The organism is Delftia sp. CH05, assembly GCF_009827015.1.
Classification (GTDB): domain Bacteria; phylum Pseudomonadota; class Gammaproteobacteria; order Burkholderiales; family Burkholderiaceae_C; genus Comamonas; species Comamonas tsuruhatensis.
Map to the genome: position 1 here is coordinate 58,328 of NZ_WUMG01000031.1, position 11,774 is coordinate 70,101.

General features: G+C 66.4%; 18 protein-coding genes. 8 read left to right on the plus strand and 10 right to left on the minus strand.

Translation table 11 applies throughout. The features are described from left to right. Positions 1-3 precede the first annotated feature (3 nt). Genes ssuD through GRX31_RS20940 form a run of 4 tightly spaced genes read left to right on the plus strand, consistent with a single transcriptional unit; the run spans position 4 to position 3,293 of the window. The gene (gene ssuD / locus GRX31_RS20925; protein ID WP_160854628.1) at positions 4-1,164 is read left to right on the plus strand and encodes an FMNH2-dependent alkanesulfonate monooxygenase; all 1,161 of its coding nucleotides are present in this window, start codon (positions 4-6) and stop codon (positions 1,162-1,164) included. Between the two features lie 11 nt (positions 1,165-1,175). Continuing rightward, positions 1,176-2,027 carry an aliphatic sulfonate ABC transporter permease SsuC gene (gene ssuC / locus GRX31_RS20930; RefSeq protein ID WP_160854630.1) on the plus strand — a complete coding sequence of 284 codons (852 nt, stop codon included), beginning with the start codon at positions 1,176-1,178 and terminating at the stop codon, positions 2,025-2,027. A 15-nt stretch (positions 2,028-2,042) separates the two neighbouring features. Further along, positions 2,043-3,023 (plus strand): ATP-binding cassette domain-containing protein, encoded by a 981-nt coding sequence (locus GRX31_RS20935; protein ID WP_012206435.1) that lies wholly within the window; start codon positions 2,043-2,045, stop codon positions 3,021-3,023. Between the two features lie 54 nt (positions 3,024-3,077). Beyond that, on the plus strand, positions 3,078-3,293 hold the full coding sequence (locus GRX31_RS20940) for a TOBE domain-containing protein (protein ID WP_012206434.1): 216 nt from the start codon (positions 3,078-3,080) through the stop codon (positions 3,291-3,293). Between the two features lie 41 nt (positions 3,294-3,334). Here the strand turns inward: GRX31_RS20940 and GRX31_RS20945 are convergent, their stop codons facing one another. From GRX31_RS20945 to GRX31_RS20960, 4 genes are read right to left on the minus strand one after another with little or no spacing between them, the layout of a single operon-like run. After that, positions 3,335-3,814: a DUF2269 family protein gene (locus GRX31_RS20945; RefSeq protein WP_016448332.1), complete on the minus strand. Its 480-nt coding sequence runs from the start codon at positions 3,812-3,814 to the stop codon at positions 3,335-3,337. Beyond that, positions 3,811-4,215, minus strand: coding sequence for a DoxX-like family protein (locus tag GRX31_RS20950; protein ID WP_160854632.1), 405 nt, complete (start codon positions 4,213-4,215; stop codon positions 3,811-3,813). The genes GRX31_RS20945 and GRX31_RS20950 overlap by 4 nt, the downstream gene beginning before the upstream one ends. After that, entirely contained in the window at positions 4,208-5,077 is an 870-nt protein-coding gene (locus GRX31_RS20955) for an NAD-dependent epimerase/dehydratase family protein (protein ID WP_016448330.1), read from the minus strand. Before GRX31_RS20955 ends, GRX31_RS20950 begins: the two co-directional genes overlap by 8 nt. A 32-nt stretch (positions 5,078-5,109) precedes the next feature. Further along, positions 5,110-5,670, minus strand: a complete 561-nt coding sequence (locus tag GRX31_RS20960) for a GbsR/MarR family transcriptional regulator (protein ID WP_012206430.1) — start codon at positions 5,668-5,670, stop codon at positions 5,110-5,112. A 186-nt stretch (positions 5,671-5,856) separates the two neighbouring features. Between GRX31_RS20960 and GRX31_RS20965 the strand changes: the two genes are divergently transcribed. Together GRX31_RS20965 and rlmD are read left to right on the plus strand one after the other, a co-directional pair. After that, positions 5,857-6,174, plus strand: coding sequence for a hypothetical protein (locus GRX31_RS20965; RefSeq protein ID WP_154833992.1), 318 nt, complete (start codon positions 5,857-5,859; stop codon positions 6,172-6,174). Between the two features lie 76 nt (positions 6,175-6,250). Beyond that, positions 6,251-7,723 (plus strand): 23S rRNA (uracil(1939)-C(5))-methyltransferase RlmD, encoded by a 1,473-nt coding sequence (gene rlmD / locus GRX31_RS20970; protein ID WP_016448328.1) that lies wholly within the window; start codon positions 6,251-6,253, stop codon positions 7,721-7,723. Positions 7,724-7,811: 88 nt separating this feature from the next. Here the strand turns inward: rlmD and GRX31_RS20975 are convergent, their stop codons facing one another. Continuing rightward, positions 7,812-8,240 (minus strand): hypothetical protein, encoded by a 429-nt coding sequence (locus GRX31_RS20975; RefSeq protein WP_016448327.1) that lies wholly within the window; start codon positions 8,238-8,240, stop codon positions 7,812-7,814. 68 nt (positions 8,241-8,308) lie between these two features. Further along, complete coding sequence (locus tag GRX31_RS20980; RefSeq protein WP_012206426.1) at positions 8,309-9,001, minus strand: Bax inhibitor-1/YccA family protein; 693 nt, start codon at positions 8,999-9,001, stop codon at positions 8,309-8,311. Positions 9,002-9,191: 190 nt separating this feature from the next. Between GRX31_RS20980 and GRX31_RS20985 the strand changes: the two genes are divergently transcribed. Together GRX31_RS20985 and GRX31_RS20990 are read left to right on the plus strand one after the other, a co-directional pair. Beyond that, positions 9,192-9,599 (plus strand): heme-binding protein, encoded by a 408-nt coding sequence (locus GRX31_RS20985; RefSeq protein WP_034399495.1) that lies wholly within the window; start codon positions 9,192-9,194, stop codon positions 9,597-9,599. A 20-nt stretch (positions 9,600-9,619) separates the two neighbouring features. Further along, the gene (locus GRX31_RS20990) at positions 9,620-9,841 is read left to right on the plus strand and encodes a hypothetical protein (RefSeq protein ID WP_160854634.1); all 222 of its coding nucleotides are present in this window, start codon (positions 9,620-9,622) and stop codon (positions 9,839-9,841) included. Between the two features lie 23 nt (positions 9,842-9,864). Here the strand turns inward: GRX31_RS20990 and GRX31_RS20995 are convergent, their stop codons facing one another. The 4 genes from GRX31_RS20995 to GRX31_RS21010 form a co-directional block, all read right to left on the minus strand. Further along, complete coding sequence (locus GRX31_RS20995; RefSeq protein WP_016448325.1) at positions 9,865-10,086, minus strand: hemin uptake protein HemP; 222 nt, start codon at positions 10,084-10,086, stop codon at positions 9,865-9,867. 222 nt (positions 10,087-10,308) lie between these two features. Continuing rightward, positions 10,309-10,722 carry an ExbD/TolR family protein gene (locus GRX31_RS21000; protein ID WP_016448324.1) on the minus strand — a complete coding sequence of 138 codons (414 nt, stop codon included), beginning with the start codon at positions 10,720-10,722 and terminating at the stop codon, positions 10,309-10,311. A gap of 3 nt (positions 10,723-10,725) precedes the next feature. Continuing rightward, the gene (locus tag GRX31_RS21005) at positions 10,726-11,448 is read right to left on the minus strand and encodes a MotA/TolQ/ExbB proton channel family protein (protein WP_016448323.1); all 723 of its coding nucleotides are present in this window, start codon (positions 11,446-11,448) and stop codon (positions 10,726-10,728) included. A 15-nt stretch (positions 11,449-11,463) separates the two neighbouring features. Further along, the coding region (locus GRX31_RS21010) for an energy transducer TonB (protein ID WP_160854636.1) at positions 11,464-11,774 on the minus strand (311 nt) is incomplete at its 5' end.

The window sequence follows — 11,774 nt, forward strand, 5'->3', positions numbered from 1 at the left end:
CGCATGCAGGTTTTCTGGTTCATTCCCACCCACGGCGACAGCCGCTACCTCGGCACGGCCGAGGGCGCCCGCCCGCTCAGCCACGACTATGTCAAGCAGGTCGCCATCGCGGCCGACAGCCTGGGCTACGAGGGCGTGCTGATTCCCACGGGCCGCTCCTGCGAGGACCCCTGGGTCGTCGCCTCCAGCCTGATTCCGGTCACCAGGCGCCTGAAGTTCCTGGTCGCCGTGCGTCCCGGCCTGCACCAGCCCAGCCTGGCGGCGCGCATGGCTGCCTCGTTCGACCGCCTGTCGGGCGGGCGGCTGCTGATCAACCTGGTCACGGGCGGCGACCGCGCCGAGCTGGAGGGCGACGGCGTCTTCCTCGACCATGCCCAGCGCTACGAGCAATCGTCCGAGTTCATCCGCATCTGGCGCGAGATCCTTGAGCGCAGCCATGAGGGCGGCACGCTCGACTACGAAGGTGAACACCTCTCGGTCAAGGGCGCCAAGCTGCTGTTCCCGCCGCTGCAAAAGCCGTATCCGCCCGTGTACTTCGGCGGTTCGTCCGAGGCCGCGCACGACCTGGCCGCCGAGCAGGTCGATGCCTACCTGACCTGGGGCGAGCCCCCGGCCGAGGTGGCCAAGAAGATTGCCGATGTGCGCGAGAAGGCGGCGCGCCATGGCCGCAGCGTGAAGTTCGGCATCCGCCTGCACGTCATCGTGCGCGAGACCGAGGACGAGGCCTGGGCCGACGCCGATCGCCTGATCAGCCGCCTCAAGGACGAGACCGTGGTCCAGGCCCAGGCCGCCTTCGCGCGCATGGACTCGGAAGGCCAGCGCCGCATGGCCGCCCTGCATGCCGGCGGCAGCCGCCGCACGCGGGCCGAGCTGGAGATCAGCCCCAACCTCTGGGCCGGCGTGGGCCTGGTGCGCGGCGGCGCGGGCACGGCCCTGGTGGGCGATGCGCAGACCGTGGCCGACCGCATCAAGGAGTACGCGGACCTGGGCATAGACACCTTCGTGCTGTCCGGCTATCCGCACCTGGAAGAGGCCTACCGCTTTGCCGAGCTGGTCTTCCCGCTGCTGCCGCTGTCCATGCGCGACAGGCTGGCTGGCGGCGTGGGCGGGCCGCTGGGCGAGACCGTTGCCAACCTGTACTCGCCGCGCGCGTCGCAAAGCTGAGGGAGTCACGCATGTCCGATGCACGTACCGTTTCTGCGCTGCCGGCCTCCTCGGCCCCCCCGGCCGGCGATTCCTGGTCGCCGCTGCTACGCTTTGCGGCCGGCGTGGGCCGCCGCCTGGTGCCCTGGCTGGTGCCGCTGGCGCTGATCGCCGTCTGGCAGGCCGCCTCGGCGTGGGGCTGGCTGTCCACGCGGGTGCTGCCCGCTCCGCTGGATGTGCTGCGCGCCGCGCAGGCGCTGGCCGAGTCGGGAGAGCTGCTCAAGCATGTGCAGGTGAGCGCGGGCCGCGCGCTGGGTGGCCTGGCCATCGGCGGCGGGCTGGGGCTGGTGCTGGGCCTGCTCACGGGCTCGCTGCGCTGGGCGGAGACGCTGCTGGACTCCACCATCCAGATGGTGCGCAACATTCCCGCGCTGGCGCTGATTCCGCTGGTCATCCTGTGGTTCGGCATCGACGAGAGCGCCAAGCTGTTCCTGATCAGCGTGTCGGTGTTCTTTCCCATCTACCTGAACACCTTCCACGGCATACGCAATGTGGACCCCGCGCTGATCGAGATGGGGCGCAGCTACGGCCTCACGCGCTGGCAGCTGTACCGCGAGGTCATCCTGCCGGGCGCGCTGTCCTCCATCCTGGTGGGCCTGCGTTTTTCGCTGGGCCTGATGTGGGTGATCCTCATCGTGGCCGAGACCATCTCGGCGCAGTCGGGCATCGGCTACCTGACCATGAACGCCCGCGAGTTCCTGCAGACCGACGTGGTGCTGGTCGGCATCCTGCTATACGCCCTGCTGGGCAAGCTGGCCGACTGGTTTGCGCGTGCGCTGGAGCACTGGTGGCTGCGCTGGCATCCGGGCTACCAGCCCAAGTGACACAAGGAGCACGACATGAGCCGATGGAACCGCATGAAGACCACGCTGGCACAGGCCGTGGAGCTGAACACCACCGCGCCGGCGATGGCCTGGGAGGCCTCGTTCGACGCCGATGGCCTGGACGTCAGCGACCGCCTGGCCCAGAACGACGATGCGCCGCAGTCCGCATCCCCCCAATCCGCACCGCGCCGTGGCGTGCGCCTGCAGGCCGGCGGGTTGACCAAGCGCTACGGCCAGCGCGAGGTGCTGCACGAAGTGCAACTGCAGGTGGAGCCTGGCGAATTCGTCGCCATCGTGGGCCGCAGCGGCTGCGGCAAGAGCACCTTGCTGCGCCTGGTCGCAGGCCTGGAACAGGCCACGGCCGGCACCCTGCTGCTGGACGGCGAGCCCGCCCGCGCCGTGCAGGGCGCGCAGGGCGGCACGCGCATCATGTTCCAGGATGCGCGCCTGCTGCCCTGGCGGCGCGTGCTGGCCAATGTGACGCTGGGCCTGCCCGCCTCGGCCCAGGAACGTGGCCGCGAAGTGCTGGCCCAGGTCGGCCTGGCCGACCGCGAGGGCGAATGGCCGGCGCGCCTGTCTGGCGGCCAGCGCCAGCGCGTGGCCCTGGCGCGCGCCCTGGTGCACCGCCCGCAACTGCTGCTGCTGGACGAGCCGCTGGGCGCGCTCGATGCGCTCACCCGCATAGAGATGCACCGCCTGATCGAAGGCCTGTGGCAGCGCCACGGCTTCACGGCCCTGCTGGTCACGCATGACGTGCAGGAGGCCGTGGCCCTGGCCGACCGCGTGGTGCTGATCGAGGACGGCCGCATCGCGCTGGATGAACGCATCGCCCTGCCGCGGCCGCGCGTGCACGGCAGCGTGGCGCTGGCGGCCATCGAGCAACGCATTCTCGACCGCGTGCTGCAAAAGCCCGCCGCCGAGCCCGAAGCCAATCCGCTGACCGACACCACGGCCTGGCCCGGCGTGCCGGCCCATGGCCTGCGCTGGGCGGTCTGACTTTCCGTTTTCCCCAACCTTCCTTTGATTCCTTTTGATCCCCAGGAGAAAAACATGTCCATTCAAGCCATCAACGTGCGCAACCAGTTCAAGGGCCAGGTGCGCGAAATCATCCGTGGTGACGTTGTCTCCGAAGTCGATGTGCAAACGCCCTGGGGCGTGGTCACCTCGGTGATCACCACGCGCTCGGTGGACGAGCTGGGCCTGGTCGTGGGCTCCGACGTGGTGGCCCTGGTCAAGTCCACCGAAGTGTCCATTGCCAAGCTCTGAGGCCAAGCTCTGAGGCCAGGCACTGAAGGCACTGCCGATGCTCAACCGCCCCAGAGCATCGGCTTGTTGACCATCAGGTAATAGGTCACGGCCATGGCGATGAAGGCCGGGTAGCCCAGCGCCTCCCAGCGCCGGGCATAGACGGCATACAGCGCGGGCAGGGCGGCCTGCGCTGCGTGCGCGCCGCGCGCCATGGCGGCCATGCGCATCTGCAGCCAGACCACGGGCAGCCAGCAGGCGCCGGCCAGCAGGTACAGGCCCAGCGACAGTGCCAGCCACGGCGTGGTCAACGGCCAGCCTGCCATGTGGGCCAGGGCAATGCCGCTCACAGGCTGTATGACCACGCAGGGCGTGGTGAACCACCAGTCCGCACGCACCACCAGGCGGCTGACCACGGCCTGGGCAGCGACGCTGCCGCTGCGGTTGGCGAAGAACATGTAGAAGGCCGAGCCCAGGCCGGTGCCGACCAGCAGCACGCTGGACGCGATATGCAGCGTCTTGAGCAACAGGTAGAGATTCATGCGGACTCCTTCGGGGTGACAGGCGCCGACATCAGGTGCAGCAGCATGGCGGCGATCGGCAGGTTCTTGAGCAGCGGCCCCAGCGGATGCAGCCACAGCGTGGGCTGCAGCGCCGTGGCCAGTACGGTCATGGCGGCCATCAGCAGCAGGGCCGCCAGATAGCTCTTGCGGCCGGGCAGCAGCCACAGCGCCAGGCCCACGGCCAGGTCGGCGAGCAGGCCGCTCCAGATCAGGAATGTCTGCCAGCGCGCATCGTGGATGCCGGCATCGGCCAGCACCTGCACGCTCAGGCCGCGGTGCTCGATGGCGCTGACCAGGGCCGTGCCCAGCCAGACGGCGATCAGGCTCAAGTGCATGGTGCGCAGCGGCGCTGGAACGGTGCGAGAGCGGCGCTCATCCATGGCGCAAGGTGGACAGCAGTTGGGAGGGCGCAACGCCGGGCCGGCCCAGCAGGCCTTGCAGGCCAGCCGGATCAGTGACGTTGTCGCTGGCCAGCATGGCCAGTGTCTCGCTGCACCAGGGTGAGGCGCTGACCCAGTCGCCAGCGCGTGCGCTGGCGCGGGTGAGCCAGCCGGGCAGCGTGCCCACGCGAGCGGGGGCGCGGCCCATCTGCGCGCGCAGGCTGGCAATCAGCGCGGCCAGCGGCAAGGGCAGGGGGCCGCCGATCTCGATCATGCCCACGGGCTCGGGGCGCGTCACCAGGCCGGCCACGGCCTCGGCCAGGTCGCGCACGGCTACCGGCTGCACGCGGGCCTGCAGCACGGGGCGCGGCAGCAGCAGCGCCGGCAGGCGCGCCATGGACAGGAACATCTCGCTGCTGGCGCCGCCAGCGCCGAACACCACGCTGGGGCGGACCACGCAGCCTTGCAGATGGCCGGCTGCCGTGAGTGCCAGCAGATGCTCGTCAGCGGCGCGCTTGGTGGTGGCGTAGCGCGTGGCACTGCCTTCTATGCCCAGGGCAGAGATCTGCACCACGCGCCGCACGCCGGCCGCCGCGCAGGCATCGAACAGGGCGATGGGGGCCTTGGCATGCATGGCATCGATGGGCCGGGAGGCGCTGTCGCGCAGCACGCCCACGGCATTGACCACGGCGTCCACGCCCGCCAGGTGCGGCAGCCAGGCGTCGGGCGTGGTGGCCTTGGCGTAGTCGAGCGCAGGCAGTGAATGGCGGCTGCGCGCCACGGGATCATGGCCGGCCAGGGCCAGCAGGTTGACGATATGGCGGCCGATGAAGCCGTTGCCGCCGCAGACCAGAATGCGCATGGTGACCTCCAGTTTCTCTTGTGACGGAAATTTCAGGCTCGGCGCCCGCGCTTGACACGGGTGTCAGCGGCCTCGGAGCGCACGAAGCGCTGCACGCTGGCGCCCAGGCGCAGGAGCTTGTCCAGCGTGGAGGGCGACAGCCGCAGCATCTCGTCGGTCCAGATGCCCAGCGACTCCATGAGGCGCAGCGTCTCGTGCACGCGGTCCTGGGTGTCGGGGGATTCGGCATCGAAACCGGGCTCGGCGATCAGTTCGCGCAGCATCTCGGAGGTCGGGTCGAACTCGCGCTGCTTGCGCTCTCGCACGATGGTGCGCAGCAGCTCCCAGACATCGGACGAGGTCTCGAAGTAGTCGCGGCGGTCGCCGGGCCTGCGGCTGGTGCGGATCAGCTCCCAGCCTTGCAGTTCCTTGAGGCTGTTGCTCACGTTGGAGCGAGCGGCGCCCAGCGTGTCGGCAATCTCTTCCGCGTTGAGCGGGCGGCCATGGAAGAACAGCAGGGCGTGGATCTGGGCGACCGTGCGGTTCACTCCCCAGGAGCTGCCCATGTCGCCCCAATGGTGGATGAAACGGTGTGCGATGGGACTCAGTTGCATGGCCTCAGTGTCTGCAGGCCTGAAATTTCTGTCAAGAGAGAAATTTGAGAAAGCTGAAAATCAAAACCGGCTGCAGTGCGGAGGCGGCACCTGGCGGGGCGCGGCATGTGCTGCTCCATAATGCTGGGCAGCCTGGCCTGCCACCCAGTACATACACAGGCGGGCCGCCGTTTTGAGGGGAACACCATGACTGCTGTGCAAAACCTGCGTGCCATCACCGTGCTGGTCGCCTGCGCGCTGGCGCAGGCTGCGTCTGCCGCCTGCTATTCCGTCTACACGCCCGAGCAGGAGCTGATCTACCGCTCCAACCGCCCGCCGGTGGACCTGACCTTGCCGCTGCACCAGACCGTGGACAAGATCGAGCGCGGCGCCACCATGGTGTTCACGCTGGACGAGTTCAACTGCATCACCGAAATCAACCTGCTGGCCGAACGCGAGCAACTGGCCCGGGCGCGCCAGGAGCGGCAGCGGGACCTGGGCCGCAGCAGCACTCCGCGGTCCTGAGAGGCAAAAGCGAGTTGGGGGCTTTTTTGGGGGGCCGCCACCAGGGCAATCGGAGAGCCTGAGACAATCTGGCCCCATGAGTGAACCCCGCGACAACAAGATCCCCGACAACCTGCCCGAAGCCGACGCCGACGCCCCTGCACTGCCCGAAGGCTGGCTGCAGGTGCTGTCCATGGATATGGACGCCCAGGGCGTGGCCCGCAAGAGCGATGGCAAGGTGGTATTCATCGACGGCGCACTGCCGACCGAGCTGGTCAGCGCCAATACCCATCGCAAGAAAAACAACTGGGAAGCCGCCAGCCTGACGGCCATCCACCGCGAATCCTCCCAGCGCGTGCGCCCCGGCTGCCCCAACTTCGGCTTGCATGCCGGCGCGTGCGGCGGCTGCAAGATGCAGCATCTGCACGTCGCTGCCCAGGTGGCCATCAAGCAGCGCGTGCTGGAGGACAACCTCTGGCATCTGGCCAAGGTCAGGCCCGAGACGCTGCTGCGCCCCATCGAAGGTCCGTCCTGGGGCTACCGCTTCCGCTCGCGCCTGTCGGTGCGCTACGTGGCCAAGAAGGGCAAGGTGCTGGTGGGCTTTCACGAGCGCAAGAGCCGCTACATCGCCGACATGGAGACCTGCAAGATCCTGCCGCCCCATGTGGATGCCATGCTGCTGCCCATGCGCGCGCTGATCGCCTCCATGGATGCGCGCGAAACCTGCCCGCAGATCGAGGTCGCCTGCGGCGACTCCGTCACGGCCCTGGTGCTGCGCCACCTGGAGCCGCTGTCCGAGGACGATCAGGCCCGGCTCCGCGCTTTCGCGGCCGAGCACAACGTGCAGTGGTGGCTTCAACCCAAGGGCCCGGACACCGTGCACCTCATGGAGCAGGGAGGCGCCCAGCTCGACTACGGCCTGCCCGATTTCGGCATCACCATGCCGTTCAAGCCCACGGACTTCACCCAGGTCAATCCGCACATCAACCGCGTGCTGGTCACGCGCGCGCTGCGCTTGCTGGATGTCAAGAAGGATGAGCGCGTGATCGACTGGTTCTGCGGTCTGGGCAACTTCACCCTGCCCCTGGCCACGCAGGCGCGCGAGGTGCTGGGCATCGAGGGCAGCGACACCCTGGTCAAGCGTTCCCATGAAAACTACGCGGCCAACAACGCACAGCGCGCAGAGGGCGACAAGCTCGCGCCCACGCGCTTTGTGGCGCGCAACCTGTTCGAGATGACGCCCGAGATGCTGTTCGCCGACGGCGTCGCCGGCAAGTGGCTGGTCGATCCGCCGCGCGAAGGAGCGTTTGCGCTGTCCAAGGCCCTGGCCGACATCCACCAGGCGCGCATCGGCGCCGAAGGCGCCGAGCCCCTGCCGGCAGGGCATGAGGACTGGCGCTTTCCAGAGCGCATCGTCTATGTCAGCTGCAATCCCGCCACGCTGGCGCGCGATGCCGGTCTGCTGGTGCACCTGGCCGGCTATCGCTGTGTTTCGGCCGGCGTGGTCAACATGTTCCCGCACACGGCCCATGTGGAGAGCATGGCGGTGTTCGAGCGTCGCGTGGACTGACGGCGGCCCCTCAGGCCCTGCATGAAAAAGCCGTGGCCGCCTGAGGGCGCCACGGCTTTTTTGCGGCCGGATCCGGATGCCTGCCGGATCAGCTGCGATTGCGTCCTGCCGAAGGCTCGGCAGGCACATCTTCCTTGTCGCTGCGGCGGCGGTCACTCTGGCCCAGGACCGAAGGCGTGCCCTCGATCTTGTTGGCGCGCATGTATTCGTCCATATCCTTCCAGCCTGCGAACACCAGGGCCTTGGGCGATTTGGGGTTGAGCGTGTAGCAGTCCTCCAGCCCGCGCAGGGCATGGCGGCAGGCCCCGCCAATGGCCTTGGCCTCGGCCTCCTTGGCGACGGCGCGGGGGTCCGGCCCCAGGCCCGGAATATCATCCAGCTTGCAGCCGGCAAGCAGCGTGGGCAGCAGCAGGATGGCGAAGGTGCGGGGAAGATTAGGCATGGTCATCTTGACGAGATTATCGGCACGACCCGGAAAAAGTTGAGCCCGCCTTGCACGAATGATGATCCCGGACATGCAAAAGGCCTCCCGAAGGAGGCCTTTGGTGTTGCAGCACGCAAGGCGCAGCCTTGGCGCGTGCGGCATCAGTCGCGTTCGCCGCCCATGATGCCCAGCAGGGCCAGCAGGCTCTGGAACACGTTGAACAGGTCCAGGTACAGGGCCAGCGTGGCGCTGATGTAGTTGGTCTCGCCGCCGTCCATGATCTGCTTGAGGTCATAGAGCATGTAGGCGCTGAAGATGCCGATGGCCGCCACCGAGATCGCCATCATGCCGGCCGTGGAGCCGATGAAGACGTTGATGATGGAGCCCACGAACAGCACCAGCACGCCCACGAACAGGAACTTGCCCATGCCCGACAGGTCGCGCTTGATCACCGTGGCCAGCGAGGCCATGACCAGGAACACGCCGGCCGTGCCTGCAAAGGCGGTCATGATCAGCTCGGAGCCGTTCTTGAAGCCCAGGATCATGCCGATCATGCGCGACAGCATCAGGCCCATGAAGAAGGTAAAGCCCAGCAGCACGGGAATGCCGGCTGCCGAGTGCTTTGTCTTCTCGATGGCGAACATGAAGCCGAAGGCGCCGCCCAGGAAGACGATGAGCCCCAGACCGCCGCTCAGCGAGCGCGTGATGCCCGTGGCCACGCCCAGCCAAGCGCCCAGCACGGTGGGGAGAAGACTCAGGGCCAGCAGCCAGTAGGTGTTGCGCAATACGCGATTGCGCTCTTGCTGCGAGACACCGTAGCCCGCAGAGCCCAGTGTGGTGACTTGATCATTCATGTGGCCAGTCCTCCGAAGGAGTGTTGTTGCGACTTGCCCATTCTAGGTGGCGGCTCGCGCGCCGCTTGCAATACCCCGAGCCGCTGCCATGGTTTGGTTTCGAATGTTTTGTTCTGCGCATGCATTGTCAGTCCTCATACGATTGCTATGCTTATAGGACATTTGTGATGGAATGGATAACTGCAATCTTATGAAGACCAAGCATGAACTCGAACTGGCCGACGTGAAGGCCATTGCCGCCGCCGCAGAGGCCGAGGCGCTGAAGAACAAGTGGGCCGTGACCATTGCCATCGTCGATGACGGCGGTCACCTGCTGTGGCTGCAGCGCCTCGATGGCGCCGCCGCAGTCTCGGCCCATATCGCTCCGTCCAAGGCCCGTTCGGCTGCCCTGGGCCGCCGCGACACCAAGGGCTATGAAGACATGATCAACAACGGCCGTACGGCCTTCCTGAGTGCCCCCACGGTGGACGGCCTGCTCGAAGGCGGCGTGGCCATCATGAAGGACGGCCAGTGCCTGGGTGCCGTGGGCGTCAGCGGCGTCAAGGCCAACGAGGATGCCCAGGTGGCCAGCGTCGGCATTGCGGCTCTGGGTCTGTAAAAGCCCCTGATGCACCCTGCATGAATCTGCCTTTCGGGCCGATTCATGAGGCAAAGAAAAAGCCCCTGTACCTCAGTACAGGGGCTTTTTCTTTGAAGCGATCCACATTGCAGCGCAGGGAAAAAATGCTTGGCTACGCAAAATCCGAAGATTCTGTTGGCTGGCTAATCGACCTTTGGGACTGGAAGCCCCAAGGTCGCCCCACGATGAAACAAAGAAGCGGTCAGCGGACCCAAACATGACCCGCCGACGGCTGCAATCTTGGTTATTTGGTCAGGATGAGCTTGCCCAGCTTGGTGGCCTGCAGACGATAGGGTGTGCCGTTGTGCACGATGGTCACAGCCTTTTGCCCATTGAGCAGCAAGGTGCTGTCGAGTCCGCTGGCGGCCCCGCTGAGGGCTGCGGATGCTGCGGCCTGCAGCGCTGCAAAGGCCTGGGCTGTGGAGTTGCCGGACAGATGCGAGGTGGCGGCGGAAGTGGCAGACATGCAGGGAATTCCTCAAAAATTGGAAAGTTTTGTGAATGATAACAATTCTCAATTGAAAATCAAGTGAGACTTACTCTCATTGTGGTTTCTGCCCCCCCGAACGACCGAACGACCGAACGCCTGATCACCCCGCGAGCTTGTTCCAAGAGCGGGCCGCAATGGAAAACGGCCCCGAAGGGCCGTTGTCGCTGAGCGCCAGGCAACGAATGCCGCTCTCGCGGCCTACTTGACGGGGTCCGTTACAAAGCCGATCTTGCGCACGCCGGCACGCTGGGCGGCGGCCATGGCCTGGGCAACACGCTCGTAGCGCACTTCCTTGTCGCCCTGGATGTGCAGGTCGGGTTGCGGCTCCTTGGCTGCCTCGGCCTTGAGGTTTTCCTCGAACTGCGTATCGCTCACGGCCACGCCATTCCAGTGGTACTGGCCATCAGCGGACACGGCCAGGCGCACGGTGGCGGGCTTGACGTCTTCGGGCTGGTTGGTGGCGCGGGGCAGGTCCACGTTCACCGAATGCTTCATCACCGGCACGGTGATGATGAAGATGATCAGGAGCACCAGCATGACGTCGACCAGCGGCGTCATGTTGATCTCGTTCATCACCTCTTCGCCGTCATCATCCATTGTTCCGAATGCCATGGCTTACGCGCCTTTCTTCAGCGGCAGCACATTGCCGGCTTCCTTGCCGTCGATGGACACGCGGGCGCCGGTCACGAAGTAGGCGTGCATGTCGTGGGCAAAGCTGTTGAGTGCGTTGAGGATGGACTTGTTGCCGCGCACCACGGCGTTGTAGCCGAGCACGGCCGGAATGGCCACGGCCAGACCCAGGGCCGTCATGATCAGCGCCTCGCCGATGGGGCCTGCCACCTTGTCGATGGAGGACTGGCCCGACAGGCCGATGGCGACCAGTGCGTGGTAGATGCCCCAGACGGTGCCGAACAGGCCGATGAAGGGGGCTGTCGAGCCCACGGAGGCCAGAATGGCCAGGCCCGATTGCAGGCGGGCCGTGAACTCGCTGATGCCGTTGCGCATGCAGCGGGTCACCCAGTCGCTGATGTCAAGCGTGTCGTGCAGGTGGGCGCTGGTCTTGCGGTGGTGGGCAGTGGCTTCGCGGCCTTCGAGCACCAGATAGCGGAAGGGGTTGGATCGGTCATTGCCGAGCTTTTCCAGGCCGCTGGCCAGGTCGGGGCTGTGCCAGAAGTCCTGGGCGTTGCGGGCGTACTTCTTGAACTTCACGATGTCCAGGGCCTTGATGATCATCACCAGCCAAGAGGCCACCGACATGGCCAGCAGGATGACGGCGACGGCACGGGTGACGAAGTCTCCCTGCGTCCAGACGTGGGCAATGCCGAATTGGGAATCCATGGATACTCCTGAGAATCAATTGAGGGTGAATTTGACCGGGACCGTAACCCACATGGGGGTTGGCGTGCCGTTGCTCTTGCCGGGGACGAACTTCCAGTTCTTGACGCCGTCCACGGCCTGCTGGTCCAGACGGTCGTAGCCGCTGGATTTGCTGACCTCGATCTTCTGAGGCAGGCCTTGCGCATCCACGAAGATGCGCAGCATCACGGTTCCCTGCTCGCCCATGCGCCGGCTGATGGCAGGGTAGTTGGGCGCCGGGTTGTTCAGGTAGGCGGCATTGTTGGATGGCAGCTCGATCTTGGGCGGTGCCGGAGGGGCAGGAGGCG

Excerpts from the sequence above, each read along its gene's own strand:
- ssuD (WP_160854628.1), top strand. The coding sequence starts at position 4 with ATGCAGGTTTTCTGGTTCATTCCCACCCACGGCGACAGCCGCTACCTC.
- ssuC (WP_160854630.1), top strand. The coding sequence starts at position 1,176 with ATGTCCGATGCACGTACCGTTTCTGCGCTGCCGGCCTCCTCGGCCCCC.
- GRX31_RS20935 (WP_012206435.1), top strand. The coding sequence starts at position 2,043 with ATGAGCCGATGGAACCGCATGAAGACCACGCTGGCACAGGCCGTGGAG.
- GRX31_RS20940 (WP_012206434.1), top strand. The coding sequence starts at position 3,078 with ATGTCCATTCAAGCCATCAACGTGCGCAACCAGTTCAAGGGCCAGGTG.
- GRX31_RS20945 (WP_016448332.1), bottom strand. The coding sequence starts at position 3,814 with ATGAATCTCTACCTGTTGCTCAAGACGCTGCATATCGCGTCCAGCGTG.
- GRX31_RS20950 (WP_160854632.1), bottom strand. The coding sequence starts at position 4,215 with ATGGATGAGCGCCGCTCTCGCACCGTTCCAGCGCCGCTGCGCACCATG.
- GRX31_RS20955 (WP_016448330.1), bottom strand. The coding sequence starts at position 5,077 with ATGCGCATTCTGGTCTGCGGCGGCAACGGCTTCATCGGCCGCCATATC.
- GRX31_RS20960 (WP_012206430.1), bottom strand. The coding sequence starts at position 5,670 with ATGCAACTGAGTCCCATCGCACACCGTTTCATCCACCATTGGGGCGAC.
- GRX31_RS20965 (WP_154833992.1), top strand. The coding sequence starts at position 5,857 with ATGACTGCTGTGCAAAACCTGCGTGCCATCACCGTGCTGGTCGCCTGC.
- rlmD (WP_016448328.1), top strand. The coding sequence starts at position 6,251 with ATGAGTGAACCCCGCGACAACAAGATCCCCGACAACCTGCCCGAAGCC.
- GRX31_RS20975 (WP_016448327.1), bottom strand. The coding sequence starts at position 8,240 with ATGTCCGGGATCATCATTCGTGCAAGGCGGGCTCAACTTTTTCCGGGT.
- GRX31_RS20980 (WP_012206426.1), bottom strand. The coding sequence starts at position 9,001 with ATGAATGATCAAGTCACCACACTGGGCTCTGCGGGCTACGGTGTCTCG.
- GRX31_RS20985 (WP_034399495.1), top strand. The coding sequence starts at position 9,192 with ATGAAGACCAAGCATGAACTCGAACTGGCCGACGTGAAGGCCATTGCC.
- GRX31_RS20990 (WP_160854634.1), top strand. The coding sequence starts at position 9,620 with ATGAATCTGCCTTTCGGGCCGATTCATGAGGCAAAGAAAAAGCCCCTG.
- GRX31_RS20995 (WP_016448325.1), bottom strand. The coding sequence starts at position 10,086 with ATGTCTGCCACTTCCGCCGCCACCTCGCATCTGTCCGGCAACTCCACA.
- GRX31_RS21000 (WP_016448324.1), bottom strand. The coding sequence starts at position 10,722 with ATGGCATTCGGAACAATGGATGATGACGGCGAAGAGGTGATGAACGAG.
- GRX31_RS21005 (WP_016448323.1), bottom strand. The coding sequence starts at position 11,448 with ATGGATTCCCAATTCGGCATTGCCCACGTCTGGACGCAGGGAGACTTC.